General features: G+C 39.0%; 16 protein-coding genes and 1 other annotated feature. Of the genes, 5 read left to right on the top strand and 11 right to left on the bottom strand.

Going from position 1 to position 15084, the window contains the following annotated elements:
* Positions 1-14: 14 nt before the first annotated feature.
* The 8 genes from AC0VYJ_RS03940 to AC0VYJ_RS03905 all read right to left on the bottom strand — a co-directional run bounded on the left by AC0VYJ_RS03940 (position 15) and on the right by AC0VYJ_RS03905 (position 5853).
* Entirely contained in the window at positions 15-1505 is a 1491-nt protein-coding gene (locus tag AC0VYJ_RS03940; protein WP_194220173.1) for a spore germination protein, read from the bottom strand.
* A gap of 130 nt (positions 1506-1635) precedes the next feature.
* Positions 1636-3078, bottom strand: a complete 1443-nt coding sequence (locus AC0VYJ_RS03935; RefSeq protein ID WP_475366570.1) for an NADP-dependent isocitrate dehydrogenase — start codon at positions 3076-3078, stop codon at positions 1636-1638.
* Between the two features lie 268 nt (positions 3079-3346).
* On the bottom strand, positions 3347-3919 hold the full coding sequence (locus AC0VYJ_RS03930) for an SCO family protein (protein ID WP_475366569.1): 573 nt from the start codon (positions 3917-3919) through the stop codon (positions 3347-3349).
* 199 nt (positions 3920-4118) lie between these two features.
* Positions 4119-4436, bottom strand: a complete 318-nt coding sequence (locus tag AC0VYJ_RS03925) for an ArsR/SmtB family transcription factor (protein WP_475366568.1) — start codon at positions 4434-4436, stop codon at positions 4119-4121.
* 92 nt (positions 4437-4528) lie between these two features.
* Entirely contained in the window at positions 4529-4978 is a 450-nt protein-coding gene (locus AC0VYJ_RS03920) for an NUDIX hydrolase (protein WP_475366567.1), read from the bottom strand.
* Between the two features lie 144 nt (positions 4979-5122).
* A complete protein-coding gene (locus tag AC0VYJ_RS03915) occupies positions 5123-5263 on the bottom strand; it encodes a hypothetical protein (protein WP_194220178.1) in 141 nt (46 codons plus the stop codon).
* Between the two features lie 26 nt (positions 5264-5289).
* Positions 5290-5412: a hypothetical protein gene (locus AC0VYJ_RS03910; RefSeq protein ID WP_276511829.1), complete on the bottom strand. Its 123-nt coding sequence runs from the start codon at positions 5410-5412 to the stop codon at positions 5290-5292.
* Positions 5413-5526: 114 nt separating this feature from the next.
* Positions 5527-5853, bottom strand: coding sequence for an ArsR/SmtB family transcription factor (locus AC0VYJ_RS03905; RefSeq protein WP_276511830.1), 327 nt, complete (start codon positions 5851-5853; stop codon positions 5527-5529).
* Positions 5854-6142: 289 nt separating this feature from the next.
* Here AC0VYJ_RS03905 and ctaG point away from each other — a divergent pair, with 289 nt between their 5' ends.
* Positions 6143-7048, top strand: a complete 906-nt coding sequence (ctaG, locus tag AC0VYJ_RS03900) for a cytochrome c oxidase assembly factor CtaG (RefSeq protein ID WP_194220179.1) — start codon at positions 6143-6145, stop codon at positions 7046-7048.
* Positions 7049-7467: 419 nt separating this feature from the next.
* On the opposite strand, the gene AC0VYJ_RS03895 is transcribed toward ctaG, so the two are convergent.
* Positions 7468-7944 carry a hypothetical protein gene (locus AC0VYJ_RS03895; RefSeq protein ID WP_283152968.1) on the bottom strand — a complete coding sequence of 159 codons (477 nt, stop codon included), beginning with the start codon at positions 7942-7944 and terminating at the stop codon, positions 7468-7470.
* A 150-nt stretch (positions 7945-8094) separates the two neighbouring features.
* Here AC0VYJ_RS03895 and AC0VYJ_RS03890 point away from each other — a divergent pair, with 150 nt between their 5' ends.
* Positions 8095-8826, top strand: coding sequence for a TraR/DksA C4-type zinc finger protein (locus AC0VYJ_RS03890; RefSeq protein WP_475366566.1), 732 nt, complete (start codon positions 8095-8097; stop codon positions 8824-8826).
* A 30-nt stretch (positions 8827-8856) separates the two neighbouring features.
* Here AC0VYJ_RS03890 and argS read toward each other — a convergent pair whose 3' ends face one another.
* The gene (argS, locus tag AC0VYJ_RS03885) at positions 8857-10542 is read right to left on the bottom strand and encodes an arginine--tRNA ligase (RefSeq protein WP_475366565.1); all 1686 of its coding nucleotides are present in this window, start codon (positions 10540-10542) and stop codon (positions 8857-8859) included.
* Between the two features lie 54 nt (positions 10543-10596).
* Positions 10597-10811, bottom strand: a binding site (T-box leader).
* A 44-nt stretch (positions 10812-10855) separates the two neighbouring features.
* Positions 10856-11056 (bottom strand): hypothetical protein, encoded by a 201-nt coding sequence (locus AC0VYJ_RS03880; RefSeq protein ID WP_430246761.1) that lies wholly within the window; start codon positions 11054-11056, stop codon positions 10856-10858.
* A gap of 278 nt (positions 11057-11334) precedes the next feature.
* Here AC0VYJ_RS03880 and AC0VYJ_RS03875 point away from each other — a divergent pair, with 278 nt between their 5' ends.
* Genes AC0VYJ_RS03875 through AC0VYJ_RS03865 form a run of 3 tightly spaced genes read left to right on the top strand, consistent with a single transcriptional unit; the run spans position 11335 to position 15063 of the window.
* Positions 11335-12858 carry a spore germination protein gene (locus AC0VYJ_RS03875; RefSeq protein ID WP_475366564.1) on the top strand — a complete coding sequence of 508 codons (1524 nt, stop codon included), beginning with the start codon at positions 11335-11337 and terminating at the stop codon, positions 12856-12858.
* Complete coding sequence (locus tag AC0VYJ_RS03870; RefSeq protein ID WP_475366563.1) at positions 12845-13933, top strand: GerAB/ArcD/ProY family transporter; 1089 nt, start codon at positions 12845-12847, stop codon at positions 13931-13933. The genes AC0VYJ_RS03875 and AC0VYJ_RS03870 overlap by 14 nt, the downstream gene beginning before the upstream one ends.
* Complete coding sequence (locus tag AC0VYJ_RS03865; protein WP_475366562.1) at positions 13930-15063, top strand: Ger(x)C family spore germination protein; 1134 nt, start codon at positions 13930-13932, stop codon at positions 15061-15063. Before AC0VYJ_RS03870 ends, AC0VYJ_RS03865 begins: the two co-directional genes overlap by 4 nt.
* Positions 15064-15084 lie beyond the last annotated feature (21 nt).

The following is a 15084-nucleotide window of genomic DNA, read 5'->3' as shown; positions in this document are numbered from 1 at the left end:
TCTCCTTTCTCCGTTTACTCATGGAAATCATTTTTCTCTTTCTTCGTTACTGGGTTAAATCGTACTGTATCCTCTGTTTGTAATTGAATAGGTCGCTTATTTTGAAATTTCAATGGAAGCCTAATAAGAGCATCCTTTAAATCCTGAACACGTAATGGGTAGATTGGCTCTAGGAATGGTCTACCTAACGATTTTAATTTGAGAAGGTGAGCTATTAAAAAGCTAAAGCAGATCGTTACACCAAGGAGCCCCCACAGATGAGCGAAAAACAGGAAAGGAAACCTTGTTAAGCGAATAGTGTTGCTCATTCGATAGACAGGAGTTGTAAAGGAGGCAAGGGCAGAAAGTGCCACGATAATTAATAGGACGTTGCTTGTTAATCCTGCTTCAACTGAAGCAGTCCCAATAACAATACCGCCTACAATACCGATCGTTTGACCGACTTTTGTCGGCAATCGTGCTCCAGCTTCTCTTAGCAACTCAATGGCTAACTCCAAAAATATGGCTTCAAGAATGGGAGGTAGCGGTATACGTTGCCTGGAGCTAACGAGGGTGCCGAGTAGATCTTTCGGTATCAGTTCGTAATGATAGGTTAATGTTGCTACATAAACCGGTGTCACAAGTATTGAAAATAAAATCGCAAAAATGCGGATCATGCGAGCACTTGAGGCGACGATCCAATTCACAAAATAGTCTTCAAATGCTGAAAAGAATTCGACAAGCGTCGTTGGCCCAATCAGAGCCTGAGGTGATCCATCTGAAAGAATCACAATCTTCCCTTCGCATAACACGGATGTAGCGCGGTCAGGTCTTTCGGTATCAATGAGTTGCGGGAATGGAGAATTTCTATTATCGGATATTAATTGCATAAGAACGGAACTATCGACAACCTGATCAACTTTAAGATCTGCGAGACGCTGTTTAACGGTGTTTACATTCTCTTCGTTTGCAATTCCCTCAAGGTAGAGAACGATTACTTTCGTATTTGTTAGCTTTCCGATCGTTAACTCATATGCTTTTAATTCATGTACAGGTAACCGTTTTCGGATTAAATGTAAATTAGTATCTAGTGCTTCTACAAATGCTTCCTTTGACCCGACAACTGTAAACTCGACTTCAGGTTGTGTGATCGCTCTGGCCTTTTTTACCTGACAAGGTATCATCGCACATTTTGTGGCAGATTCATTCAAGCGAATAATAATAAAACCCATCATTACTTTTTCGCAAATTACCTTAAGATCTTCTGTAATGATGACGCCTGGCACGGGTACCCTTTTCTTCACCTCATCAAGTGACTTCAATGGTTCTCTCACGAGATAGGGTAAAATGTGGTCGTTGAATTCATTCTCATGAATAAGCGTTTTAAAATAATATAAAAAGAAAGAGCTGTTATCCTGTTTATTTTCAAAATGCAAAAAATCATCGGAGTCTTTTAAGCTTTTAATTAGCTCAGGCAAGTTTTTCAGCTTATCGGGAGATCGACTTTTTTTAAACCATCGAAGCACTTTCAGTCACCACACATTCTCATGTTCTCTTTGTAGTTTCTACAAGTCACATCAATTTATCCACCTCCATGCTTCATCAATGAAATCAAACCAAATAAAAAAAGCGTGTCATTACGACACGCTTTTTCCTTTATTGCCCTTGTGCTAGTGAGTATGCAATCTTACCGTCAAAGCGATATAAGTTCTCGATCTTAATCCAATCTAATTCTTCTGATTCAATTTGTGTTAGTAGCTCACGGATCGTTCCTTGAGTTTCTTTTTTACCTTCAACTGGCTGGAATCTGCAGCGCCAGTGATCAGATAAGAATGTTTCAGAGAATCCATTGGGATATACTTTCACACCACGATTTGTCATCATCACAAATTCATGATTGCTTTCTGCCGCTGCACGCGTTAGCTTCTCTGCAATTTCATCAATTGTTAGGGTGTTGTTAAATAAGAATACATCTGTTCCGTCAAGCTCGCGTTCAGGAACATAATTGGGACGATTCGTTTCTTCTTTCTCTTCCAATACTTCTTTACGATATACGACCGGTTCGAGTACTGAAGGAGATTGACCAAGACGTTCAACTACTGCATTAGAGAATTCTTTCGTTCCAACAGCATTTTTCCCTTTTGCAATATCGCCTGTTAGTACGCCATCCTCAATTGTTTTCAACCATGCATTGTGAATTTTCTCTGCAGCTTCAGGCTGTCCAATATGAACAAGCATCATAATCGCACCGTGCAGAAGACCTGATGGGTTTGCAATACCTTTACCTGCAATATCAGGAGCGCTTCCGTGAATAGCTTCAAACATCGCAATTTGATCCCCGATATTGGCAGATCCCGCCAAACCTACACTTCCAGCAATTTGAGCGGCAATATCAGAAGCGATATCACCGTATAAATTCAATGTAACGATTACATCAAATTCTTCAGGCGAATCAGCTAAGCGCGCCATACCAATGTCAACAATATAACTATTAGATTCAATTTCAGGATATTCAGCCGCAATCTCTTTGAAAACCTGATGGAAAAGACCATCACTTAATTTCATGATGTTATCTTTCACGAGACATGTTACTTTCTTGCGATTGTTTTTACGAGCATATTCAAATGCATGACGAATGATACGCTCAGATCCCGGTCGTGAAATAAGCTTCAAGCTTTGTACAACGTCCGGTGTTTGCTGATGCTCAATTCCTGAATAGAGGTCTTCTTCATTTTCTCGAACAATGACAAGATCCATGTCAGGATGCTTATTTTCTACAACAGGGTTATAAGAAACGCAAGGGCGAACGTTTGCATATAGACCCATAGCGGTACGAATGGTTACATTTAAGCTCTTGTATCCTCCACCCTGTGGTGTTGTAATAGGTGCTTTGAGAAGTACTTTAGTTCGACGCAACGAATCCCATGCTTCCTGAGGGATTCCCGTTGAATTTCCAGAAAGGTATACTTTCTCTCCAACGTCAATAAATTCAGGCTCAATTTCAGCCCCAGCTTGTTCTAAGATGTGCAAGGTTGCTTCCATAATTTCTGGACCAATGCCGTCTCCTGTTGCTACCGTAATTGGGCGCTTTTCTGCCATGATCTTCTCTCCTTCTCTCTGGTCTATCAATACAAATTGAAAAACCCGGTAGGCTCAATTAGAGAACACCGGATCTTTCAGATACAGTGAAATATCCATTTCTCAAGATCGTTCAACTCTGGACTTGAATCATGGAATAAACCAACATTTTGTTATCGCTTTCCAAGGTTATTATAGAAATCATGTGCTTTTTTGTCAATTTTACAGAGTTTCTGTCATCGCCGCTTCAAAAAAAACCAGCCTCTAAAGGAAGAGGACTGGTTGATCATTATTGAAGCGCTTTGACGTCGTCCACGATCTCTTCAAATGGAACGTTAGAATAGCCAGAATACTTCTTAACGGCAATCCCTTCTTTATTAACAAGGTAGAAATTAGTACCATGAATGAATTGATCTGAACTTGGGTCAGCATCTACAGCCGTTTTAAAACTACTTTCCGCAAAACCTTTTATTTCGTCTTCATTGTATCCAGTCAAGAAGTGCCAGTTAGATAGATCAGCATCAAATTTTTCAGAGAATGTCACAAGCTGTTCAGGAGTATCCCGTTCAGGATCTACTGAAAATGAAACGAGTTCTACATCTACATCCGCTTCACTTAGCTTATCCTGAAGCTGTGACATATTCGCTGTCATTGGGGGACACACCGTCTCACAATTTGTAAAAATAAAATCGGCTATCCACACTTTTCCTTCTAAATCATTTAATCCAAACTCACTTTTTGTATGGTCTGTATATGTAAAATCTTGTACTTTCCAATCGAGATCGTCAGGAACATCTTTTCCACATGCAGCTAGTACGACAAGAAGAGTTATTACTGTTACTAATAACAGTCGATTCTTCATAACGGTTACCTCCAATAAAAATAAAATTAAGCGCTCTCTTTACCTTATCTCAAAATAAGGAAAGATGCTATACGACGTAAATATCGGTTTTGAGAATTTCATGAACAAAAAGCTGTATCTCTCAAAAAAGCCTCTTTCTTTTTTAAGGTCCAAAAGTTTAAACTTTTGAACTATAAGTATTTAAAATAGAGTAGAAGGACTAATAGCAAGTCTCTTCTACTTTTGCTAGCAGCATTTTTAACGTTGTGACACCATCCTCTAATTGTAGAGAATAGAATCTCGTTGTGCCTTTCTGCTCAACAGAAACAAGCCCAACTTCACGCAAAATTTTCAGATGATGAGAAATAGCAGGACGTGATAAAGTCGATCGCTCCGTAATCTCATTCACACTTAATGGATCGTGTTCACTAAGTAGCATAATGATATCCTGTCTATAGGGATCACCAAGCGCCTGGAAGATTGGTGTGCTTTTGCGAAAAAGTTGGATCGCTTCCTGATGTTCATTTTTCTGATTCATAGCAGAAAGCCTCCTGTTCGTTTAAGTGTTTAAACATATAACCTGATTTCAGCATATAGGAATCCTTCTATCCTGTCAATAAACGGTTACGGTTATAAATAACCTAACTTTTCCAAGACTACCTTATGATTTGGGTTCATTTCTTTAGGTAACTCGTTTATTGGAAAATATTTCACTTCTGATACTTCATTTCCATCTAATTTAAAAGCTTCACTCTCACATTGTCCCTTATAAACAGCAATAACACTATAAACCTCATCTCCATTTGGATATCGGTAATATAACTCTTCACCAGAAAAGAGGGAAACAAACGTTAACTCCTTAATACCTACTCCTAATTCCTCAAACGTTTCACGTACAGCCGTCTCTTCAAAAGATTCTCCCGGCTCCATAAATCCACCTGTTAATCCCCATAGCTTATTATCTGTTCTCTTCTGTAACAATAGCCTGCTCTTCGTATGATCAAATAATAAAATCGCAACACCAGGTAGAATTAATGGCCGACTCCCAACTAACGCTCTTATTTGTTGAATATAGTCCATAGTACCTCCTAAAGAATTGAAATCAAACAAAAAGCCTCTCGATCTCTCGAAAAGGCTTTTTATGCGGTGGCAAACGCCCAAACCCAGAAGGCTACACCCCAGACAGCACAAAGAACTAATAAAATAATAAGAAGGCGAATATTTTTATTTCTCATGGTTGTCCATCTCCCCATGTTCTACCGTTTTTTCTTTTCTCTTTAACATATACAAGAAAAACCCAAATAAACCAAACACTACAAAAAATAGCCCTGTTGACATATAAACTAGAATCGACCCTATATCCATATTTTGTCCACCTTTCTAATTCCGTACTACCCGCTGTATGATAAATAGATGGATAATACTCCAATGACCATCATCGTTATAAAAGGCAGAACAAAGGCCAGGAAAATAACAGCGGATTCTGTTTTATGCTGTTTAATTTTAGATAACAAGAAGCCATTCTCCTTTCACTTTATCAATCACTCAAATAATAGTATAACGAAACTTCACTTCATTACCGTCCATTTTTCTTGAACGTTTCCGTACAATTCTACCATACAGAGCGATTAATCGTGACAGGCATGGTGGATCGCCTGGTGAAGCAGTGCCATCACATGCTGATCATCAGGAGAATAAAAAATACTCGTGCCGGCTCTTCTAAACTTTACTAAGCGTAAGTTCTTCAAAAAGCGAAGCTGATGAGAAACAGTCGATTGAGAAAGATGCAGAGCATCCGCTATTTCACTTACAGCACATTCCCGATCTGCCAACAAGTTTAATATCCGAATCCTCGTTGGATCTCCCAAAGCTTTAAAAGTTTGCGAAACAATAAAAAGTGTTTCTTCATCTAGATCCAATTGTTCTTTTGCCACATCCTGCCCATGATTATCCAAAACGATCCCCTCTCCCTCATTACATGAACATACATTCATATACCATTCTGTTGCCATTGTATGAAAGACCTTTCACTATTGTCAACTTAGATGAGGAAGCCTGTCACGATTCCTTCACACAAAATGTAGAACCCGCCTTGAGTTAATGGGAAATCCTTTTTACAATAGAGTAAGAAGAAAAAGTAAAGGCTTTCTTATCGTTAGATAGGATGCAAGAAGATGATATGGTATGATGAAAACGGTCAACATTTACTGTCAGGCATTATGATCATAGATGGAGGTGTTCCTAATGTGGGAACAATTATCGAGCACATTTTCGTTTAGTGCTTTATGGAGTCCTGGAATTATGGTAGCTGCAATCGTTATTGCTGGATTCTACTTACTTCTAACAGGACCTTGGAAAAATAGCTTTAAAGACTCAGCACCGATTCCCCTTTACAAAAAGATCTTTTTCTTAATCGGGGTTTTCTTATTTTATCTCGGACTTGGCGGTCCACTATCACTTATGGGGCATTTATTACTCAGCATCCATATGACTGAGATGGCGCTCGTATATTTAGTCGCTCCACCACTCATGATAGTAGGCACCCCAGCATGGTTGCTACGTCCACTGCTAAATATCAAAGTGATTCGTAAAATCTTTAAATTTTTCACATTCCCTATTATTTCACTGCTTTTATTTAACGGGTTATTTTCTTTCTATCATATCCCAGAAATCTTTGATTACTTAATGGTGCACTATACGGCTCAGAATTTCTATAAAGCCGCTCTAATCCTGACAGCCTTTGCTATGTGGTGGCCACTTGTTTGTCCAATACCAGAATACGATACGTTATCAGGTGTTAAAAAACTTGGATACATCTTCGCAGATGGTGTCCTACTCACACCAGCATGTGCTCTCATTATTTTCGCAACTACTCCATTATACGCTACATATACAGATCCAACGATTTGGGCTAATGCAATGGGATATTGCGTACCAACCGGCACGACCGTTTCACCTGAACTATTTGACCAATTCAAACCACTAGGCATCATGGAAGACCAACAGCTAGGCGGCATCATCATGAAAATCATCCAAGAACTCTCATACGGCACCGCACTAGGCTACATCTTCTTCCAATGGGCAAGAAGAGAACGAGAAAAAGACGCCGAAGAACTACAATCACCAGAATTCCGAATCAGTGAGATTTAAACGAAAAGCGGAAGTGGGCGGTTAGGGTCGACAAGCGCTGGAGGCCCATAAAAAGAACACGGTCTTTGTGTTCATTTTATGGGCTGAAGCGATCGAGACCCTGCCCACTGCAGCTAGACACCGAAAAGCGGAGCGGGCCCGCCTAAATCCGCAGGATGTTGGAGCCCATGAGATTGAGACGCTCTTTGTCTCATTCGATTGGGCGAAACAGCCGGAGGATTTGGCCCGCGCAGCTAGACACCGAAAAGCGGAAGTGGGCGGTTAGACACGGCAGGCACTGGAGCCTTTTCATTTGAACACGGTCTTTGTGTTCGGATGAAAAGGTGAAGTGACCGAGTGTCTGCCCACTGTAGCTAGACACCGAAAACCAAAACCGTCCCGTTCAAAAAGCCATGAAGCACTTTGCTTCATGGCTTTTGTTATTGCATACCCTTCCGTCTTAACAATTGTCGTAATCCGCCCCCAATTACTACCCCAATAACAATACCTATAATAGCAACAAAGGTCGGTGGAATAACAAAAGGCTCTGTTCTTAAATTCGATACAATCACAGCCACCGTAGAAAAATACGCTCCACATACAAAGGGTAAAGACAGGTAATCACCTGGTAGTTTCCCTGCTTTTTCAATAGCACCTAGATAGCTTTCATAAATCGCAAACATGTAAACACAAGGATAAAACATAGCCCATTCATAATTTGTAACTGAAATTGCCTGGACGGACTTACCTTGAAAACTATAGAGAATATTCATATTAAGATTTGCATTCACATTGATCAAAAACTCAAGCCCAATAAAAAAAGCACCTCTTATGTAATTCTTATTAATGATTTGTCCAAACCCGGGAAAGGCAATACTCCACAAGAGAACTTCAATTGGATTTACTTTTCTGTTCATCCCATCACCAGCTTCTTATTGTCTCAGCTACATTTTTACCTTTTCCATATTACTGGTATTTCATCCAACTCTCATGGAATTATTTTCAGAAGTAGCACCCTTCTTTTTGATCCATACTACGGATATAAGAAAAAGAAAGGAGAATTGACTATGTTAACAACGAACCAACTTCGTTCATATAAGAAAATGATTCAAGAACGCATCCTGGCTCTTAGTGATGAATTAGATGAAAACGATGAATTTGGTGCTTCTCAGTCTTTTGCTCAACATTCTACAGGTGAACTATCCAATTACGATAATCACCCTGGCGATACGGCGACAGAATTATATGAACGCGAGAAAGATCTATCACTAAATGAACATGCAAAAACAGAATTAGCAGAACTGACAAAGGCCCTTGAACGAATTGGAAATGGAAAATATGGCATATGTGAAGTTTGTGGAAATGATATTTCAACAGAAAGACTCGCTGCCCTTCCAACAGCTTCCACATGTGTAGAACATAGTCCATCACAAAAGACATCAGACAGAAGACCAGCAGAAGAAGGTGTACTTGGCAATTCCTTGGAGGAACATGTAAACGACACTAACGATGCTACCTTTTTTGACGCTGAAGATTCATGGCAACGAGCTGCGAAGTATGGAACATCCGAAACACCTTCAGACTTTAACGCTCAGGAAATGAACTATGACAAAATGTATATTGATTCCAATGAGCCTGTCGGGTATGTCGAGGAAATCGAATCATTTTTATCAGCCGATCTAGATGGCAAACCATCTGGAGTGATTCCAAATCAACGTCATGAACGTTATGAAGACTTACTGGATGATCATGACCAGAAGGCAAGTCAGGGTACAATCGAAGATAGTGACCTCATCTAAATAAGACAGCCCTAAAAACGGGCTGTCTTATTACATTTCTTCTGGTGCATGTAGTCCTAACAATCGCAAGCCTTCTTGTAAAACAATGGAGACAGCTGACACCAGCTGCAATCTCGCTTGTTTACAGGATGGGTCATCTAAGATACGAATCTGTCCATAGTATTTATTAAAAGAACGTGAAAGGTCAAGGACAAACTTTGCGATTTGAGAAGGGTCGTATTCAGCTGCTGCTCTTTCAATTACATTTGGAAAACTAAGCAGCTTTGTCACAACTGACCAGGCTTCTTCATCTTCGAGACCTTTTATATGATCATTGGAATGAAAATCCCCTTTGCGTAGAATAGAACAAGCACGCGCATGAGTATATTGCACGTACGGACCAGTTTCACCCTCAACACGTAGCATGTCTTCAAGTGAAAACTCTATATCATTTCGACGATCATTCTTTAAGTCATGAAACAAAACGGCCCCTACCCCAATTTGTTCAGCAATCGCGTTTTTATTTTCTAAACTAGGATTTTTGGTTTCAATATTTACTTTTGCAAGCTCGATTGCTTCAGTCAACACTTCTTCTAGCAATACTACTTTCCCTTTTCTTGTCGACATTTTCTTTCCATCTTTTAACATCATTCCGAAGTTAATATGGTGCATTTGATCTGCCCAATCGAATCCCATTTTCTTTAATACTTCAAATAATTGTTTGAAATGTAGACTCTGTTCATTTCCTACGACATAGAGAGCCTTACTAAATCCATATGTTTCATAGCGATAAATGGCTGCAGCGAGATCACGGGTTGCATAAAGTGTGGCACCATCTTTCTTCTTAATTAGACATGGTGGTAAGCTCTCTCCAAGTTCTACTACCATGGCGCCACGAGATTCAACTAAGAGATTTTTTTCTTCAAGTAGATCAATGACACTCTGCATTTTATCATTATAAAATGCTTCCCCATTTGTTGAATCAAAGGTAATCCCCATAAGCTCATAAATTCGATCAAACTCTTTAAGAGATTCTTCACGGAACCATTTCCATAATGAAACGGCTTCTGGGTTACCTTCTTCTAATTCTTTAAATGCCTTACGTCCTTCATCTTCAAGACCATTATCTGATTCCGCTTTTTCATGAAATGTAATATAGAGCTTAAGGAGTTCTTTAATCGTTTGCTCACGAACCTTTTGCTCCTCCCCCCACTTTCGGTAGGCCGTTATCAATTTGCCGAACTGAGTTCCCCAGTCCCCAAGATGATTAATGCGAATGGGGCGATAGCCGACTTTTTCAACAATTAGCGCTAATGAATTTCCAATAACGGTTGAGCGTAAATGGCCCATTGAGAAGGGCTTCGCTATATTAGGTGAGGAAAGATCAATCGTCACGGCACCTCCCTTTCCTACATTAGAAGCACCGTACTCACTTCCCTCACGTACAATGCGACTTATTACCTCAGTACTAACCATTTTTTTATTAAGAAACACATTAACATAAGGCCCAACAGCTTCTACTTTTTCAAAGGCTGACTCATGAATGTCAGTAACAAGCTCCTTCGCAATTTGATGAGGAGCCATTCGTTTCACTTTGGCAAGATCAAAGCATGGGAAGGCATAGTCACCTAAAGAGTCATGCTTAGGCAGTTCAATTCGCTGCAGAATATTAAGAAAGCTCACTTCTTCTTCACATGCTTGATAAAGTTGTTGTGCAAATAATTCTTTGTAATTCATACATTCCCTCCTATTTGTATATCCATTTGCCTATAAAAAAATCTCCGTCTCTATAAAAGAGACGGAGATGAATTCCGCGGTACCACTCTGATTGCTCAATAAAACGATTTGAGCCTACTTCACTCTATAACGGGGAGTCCGACTGCTTCTACTTAATTCAAAACAGTGTCTTGAAAGTCCGGTTCATGCCTGCTAAGGTTCCGAGCTCTCACCATCCCCGGATCGCTTTATCCGTATACAAACACTACTCTCTTTCGCATTGACGATACAATATTAGTCTTATTATAGCCGACTTCCATATAAATTCAACCACTTATTTTATAAGTCCTTTTTCCGATTCAGAATATCCATTTTTTTCACCATCAGCAAAACCTTCCTGATACCCTTCTCGATAAATGGATGTTAAGTACATGGAAATCAGCTGTCTTACTTTTGGCTCTACGTTCACGACCTCTAAATGCTTCATACACCGATCAACTGCCAATTTTTCCTTTTGAACATTTTTAATCGTCATCGTTAGAACCACCTTCCGGATAAGTTATCCGTATTATACACCACCTTAACAATGTATTTGCACTCATTCGACAAGACTCGATTTGAATTATGTTAAAACCCTACAAAAGACCAGTAAACGACGAGAACAATCACGGGATAACAAAGACTATAGACCTATCACAAGGCATTTATAACTCTTTTAAATCATTTATGAATGATTCATTTCAATTCGTATACATAACTTCTCAATTATTATAACAACCTATACCTATCTAATTTTATTGAGGAGGGTGCATTGTGAGACGAAGCAAACGAAAATCAATTCGAAATGAGTCCTACCAAATTCCAACTGCTACTGAATCACATGATGCATACTATTCTCTTGAAGAGAACAAAGAATATATAAAAGCAAAATTTCATAATACAGAAGATATCAAATTCAGAAATATTACGGTTCAGGATGTGAAATGCCTACTTGCTTATTTAGATCCTTTAGTTGATGAAGAGAAGCTACAAAGAACGATTATGAAACCATTATTTGAGACAAATCAGTTAAACATCGAGGATACAGTCACATCAAAGGAATACCGGCGATCAAAAAATTTAAATGAAGCTATTACAGGATTAACAAAAGGATTTGTCGTTCTACTAATAAATGGACAAGTACATTTTTATTTACTAGAAGCTTTCTCAGGAAATTCTAGAGCAATATCTGAGCCAATTAATGAGCAAGTCGTTCGCGGTTCACATGAAGGTTTTGTCGAAAATATTATGCAAAACCTACAAATGCTTCGCAGAAGAATTGAGAATCCTAACCTTGTGATTAGGTTCTTTAAAATTGGTAAAACAACAGACACGAAAATAGCTGTTATTTACTTACAGCACCTTACAAACCCTGATCTTATCGCAGAAATAGAAAAAAGAATCACATCTATTAAAACGGATTCCATTCAAACGCCTGGCTATGTAGAAGAGTTTATTGAGGATGCACCATTCTCTCCATTCCCCCAAATGCTAAGTACGGAACGACCTGATAGAATGACTGCTCACCTCATGGAAGGAAGAGTCGGTCTCCTAATGGAAGGAAGCCCTGCAACTTTAATTTTTCCAGTAACTTTTTTTGCCTTTTATCAATCGCCTGAAGACTACAACAGCAGATGGTATATTGGATCTATCTTAAGACTCATAAGAGTAGCCAGCTTTATTTTTGCATTAGGGTTGCCTTCATTATATATCGCCACCGTATCTTTTCACCCAGAGGTACTACCTGCCGAGTTAATCTTAAATATTAAAAGCTCGCTTGAAAACGTTCCATTCCCACCATTACTAGAAGCTTTAATTATGCAAATTATTCTTGAATTATTGAGAGAAGCTGCTATACGACTACCAGGTCCTATTGCACAAACAATTGGTATTGTTGGGGGTTTAGTTATTGGGACTGCGATTGTAGAAGCTAACCTTGTATCGAATATGATGATTATTGTCGTCGCACTGACGGCTATATCATCCTTTGCAGTTCCATCGTATGAAATGAGTATGTCAATCAGGCTGCTTGGTTTTCCACTCATGCTCCTTTCTGCAGCATTTGGATTTATTGGGCTTGTCTTCGGATTATCCATCATTTTAATCCACTTATGTGGTTTAGAAACTTTCGGCACACCTTATTTCTCCCCGCTTGCACCATTTCGTTTCAACGAACTAAAAGATTCTGTTATTCGCCTTCCAAGATGGTTACTCGGTAGGCGACCGTCAGACGTTCGTGCACAGCATGGAACACAGGAGTGGGTCTCAAGAAGGTGGAAACAAAATGAAGACGAGTAGCAAAATTAATTCGGCGCAGCTTTTTTTCATCATATTCCAAACACAAGTTGGCGTAGGCGTACTCTCTCTTCCCTCTTCCTTATATGCAGGAGCTGGAACTGATGGCTGGATTACTCTTCTTGTTACTGGTGTTGCTATCCAACTAATTATTTTTATACTTTACTTTTTGAGCAACCGTTTCCCATCATTAACGCTTTTTGAATATGGGCCTAAAATCATTGGCAAATATGTAGCATTCGTCGTCTCACTTCTTTACACACTATTCGCTATTTCAACAGCGGTCATTGTATTGGAATTGTTTGAAACCACAATAAAAACTTGGATCTTATTTCGAACACCCATGATTGTCATCTTTTTATTGCTAACTATTAGTGGCACTTACCTTGCTATTGGCAGAATCAAAGTAATGGGGAGATTTTATCAGTTTGTTTCAGTTCTAATTATTCCTCTGATCATTATGGCCGCCTATACTTTAAAGGACGCGGATATTCGTTATATCTTGCCAATTGGTCAAAATGGCGTAGGAACAATCCTAAAAGCAACACAGCAAGGGATAGTATCCATGCTGGGTTTTGAAATCGTATTATTCATTTACCCTTACGTTCAAACAAAAGGGAAAGCAGCACTAAAAAGCTTAACACTGGCTAATATAGCAGTAACATTATTATATAGCTTTTTAACATTTGCAACGTACGTCTTTTTTAGCCCTTCTCAGCTTGAAATGATTCCTGAACCCCTCGTGTATATGTTAAAAGGTGTATCCTTTGTAATTGTGGATAGAGTGGATCTCCTTTTTCTTTCGATCTGGATCGTTTCTGTTATGACTTCCTATGTATCGTATATATATATTGCAGGAAGAGGCATTCAATATTTAACAAAAAGAAAAAAAACAACTGGTCCCATTTTGACTGCCGCCTTTATTGCACTGTTTTTCTCAATGTTTTCACATGATCGATATACTGTGGAAATGATTTCTAGTTATCATGCGAAAGCAAGTTATTTTTTTGCCCTTGGCTTCCCTCTCCTGCTTTTGCTCATTAGTCTTTTATTTAAGAAGAAAGAGGAGTCACGATGAAAAAACTAAAACATCTTTCCATCATTTTTTCGCTCAGCCTGTTATTTCTGACCTCTTGCTGGGATCAGGAACTTTTAAAAGAATCGAAGCTGATTTATGGGGCTGGATTGGATTATGAGAATGAAAATGAAATTCGCACAACGTTCGCCGTTCGGAACCTTGGTATTCCAGTTAGTCAAGGGGGCGTATACTCTAATCGCATTCTTTCCGTTTCAGGGTCTTCACCCAGAGATACGCGAATTAAAGTGGATCGAGTTTTATCAAAGCAAGTAACAGCTTCAAAAAATCAGCTCATTCTCTTAGGGAAAGAGATAGCCAAAAAAGACATTGACCACATTTTTGATGTCCTGTACAGAGATCCAAAAGGTCCACTAGACGCTAGAGTCGGAGTTGTCGATGGACGAGCCGAAGACATGTTAAATTTAGACCATATTGGCGATACTCTCATTACAGAATTTATGTCAGATCTTATTAAAGGTGCTGAAAATAAAACAGAAGCCCCGCGAATGACGATCGAAAAAACATTTCGTTATTCTAAAGATGTTGGACAAGATTACGCCCTTCCATATATTAGTTTCAACAAGGATGTGGGCGCACCTGAAATAAACGGAATTGCTTTATTTCATCACGCCAACTATACAGGAGTTGTTCTTCCTCCAATAGACGCAACCTTACTACTCCTTATGGCTGATAGGAAAAGTAAAAAAGCAAGTATTACAGAAAATATTGGTGAAGAACACAATGAAGGTTTTCTCACCAAAACCGTTACTATAAACGTCCGAAATGCCAAAGCATCTAATGAATATTCTTTTCAAGATCAACAATTAAATAAAGGCGTTATCAATCTTGAAATAAGAGGAAATGTAGAAGAATATCCTCAAAACCATCTGTTTAAAGAAGGAATGGTACATGATATTGCAGATGAATTATCCACACGGTTAACAAAAAGAGCGAATGATATTCTTCATAAACTTCAAGAAGCCAACTGTGACTTCCTAGGTATTGGTCGTGATTTAAATGCTTATCACCACAAAGCATGGAATGAAAAACAGTGGGATAATGACTATCCAAAACTAGATCTTCAGGCAAACGTAAAGGTAAAGATCGCTGAAACAGGAATAATTAAATAGAAAGAGAGTAAGCGCACAACG

This window comes from Anaerobacillus sp. 63XJN7_5_ISO-PGPR-S23-430 (genome assembly GCF_056173695.1).
Note: the sequence above shows the minus strand (reverse complement) of the source record. Positions and strands in the feature narration are given on the sequence as shown.

Coding starts and splice junctions, on each gene's coding strand:
- AC0VYJ_RS03935 (WP_475366570.1), bottom strand. CDS start 3,078: ATGGCAGAAAAGCGCCCAATTACGGTAGCAACAGGAGACGGCATTGGT.
- AC0VYJ_RS03930 (WP_475366569.1), bottom strand. CDS start 3,919: ATGAAGAATCGACTGTTATTAGTAACAGTAATAACTCTTCTTGTCGTA.
- AC0VYJ_RS03925 (WP_475366568.1), bottom strand. CDS start 4,436: ATGAATCAGAAAAATGAACATCAGGAAGCGATCCAACTTTTTCGCAAA.
- AC0VYJ_RS03920 (WP_475366567.1), bottom strand. CDS start 4,978: ATGGACTATATTCAACAAATAAGAGCGTTAGTTGGGAGTCGGCCATTA.
- AC0VYJ_RS03915 (WP_194220178.1), bottom strand. CDS start 5,263: ATGGATATAGGGTCGATTCTAGTTTATATGTCAACAGGGCTATTTTTT.
- ctaG (WP_194220179.1), top strand. CDS start 6,143: ATGTGGGAACAATTATCGAGCACATTTTCGTTTAGTGCTTTATGGAGT.
- AC0VYJ_RS03895 (WP_283152968.1), bottom strand. CDS start 7,944: ATGAACAGAAAAGTAAATCCAATTGAAGTTCTCTTGTGGAGTATTGCC.
- AC0VYJ_RS03890 (WP_475366566.1), top strand. CDS start 8,095: ATGTTAACAACGAACCAACTTCGTTCATATAAGAAAATGATTCAAGAA.
- argS (WP_475366565.1), bottom strand. CDS start 10,542: ATGAATTACAAAGAATTATTTGCACAACAACTTTATCAAGCATGTGAA.
- AC0VYJ_RS03880 (WP_430246761.1), bottom strand. CDS start 11,056: ATGACGATTAAAAATGTTCAAAAGGAAAAATTGGCAGTTGATCGGTGT.
- AC0VYJ_RS03870 (WP_475366563.1), top strand. CDS start 12,845: ATGAAGACGAGTAGCAAAATTAATTCGGCGCAGCTTTTTTTCATCATA.
- AC0VYJ_RS03865 (WP_475366562.1), top strand. CDS start 13,930: ATGAAAAAACTAAAACATCTTTCCATCATTTTTTCGCTCAGCCTGTTA.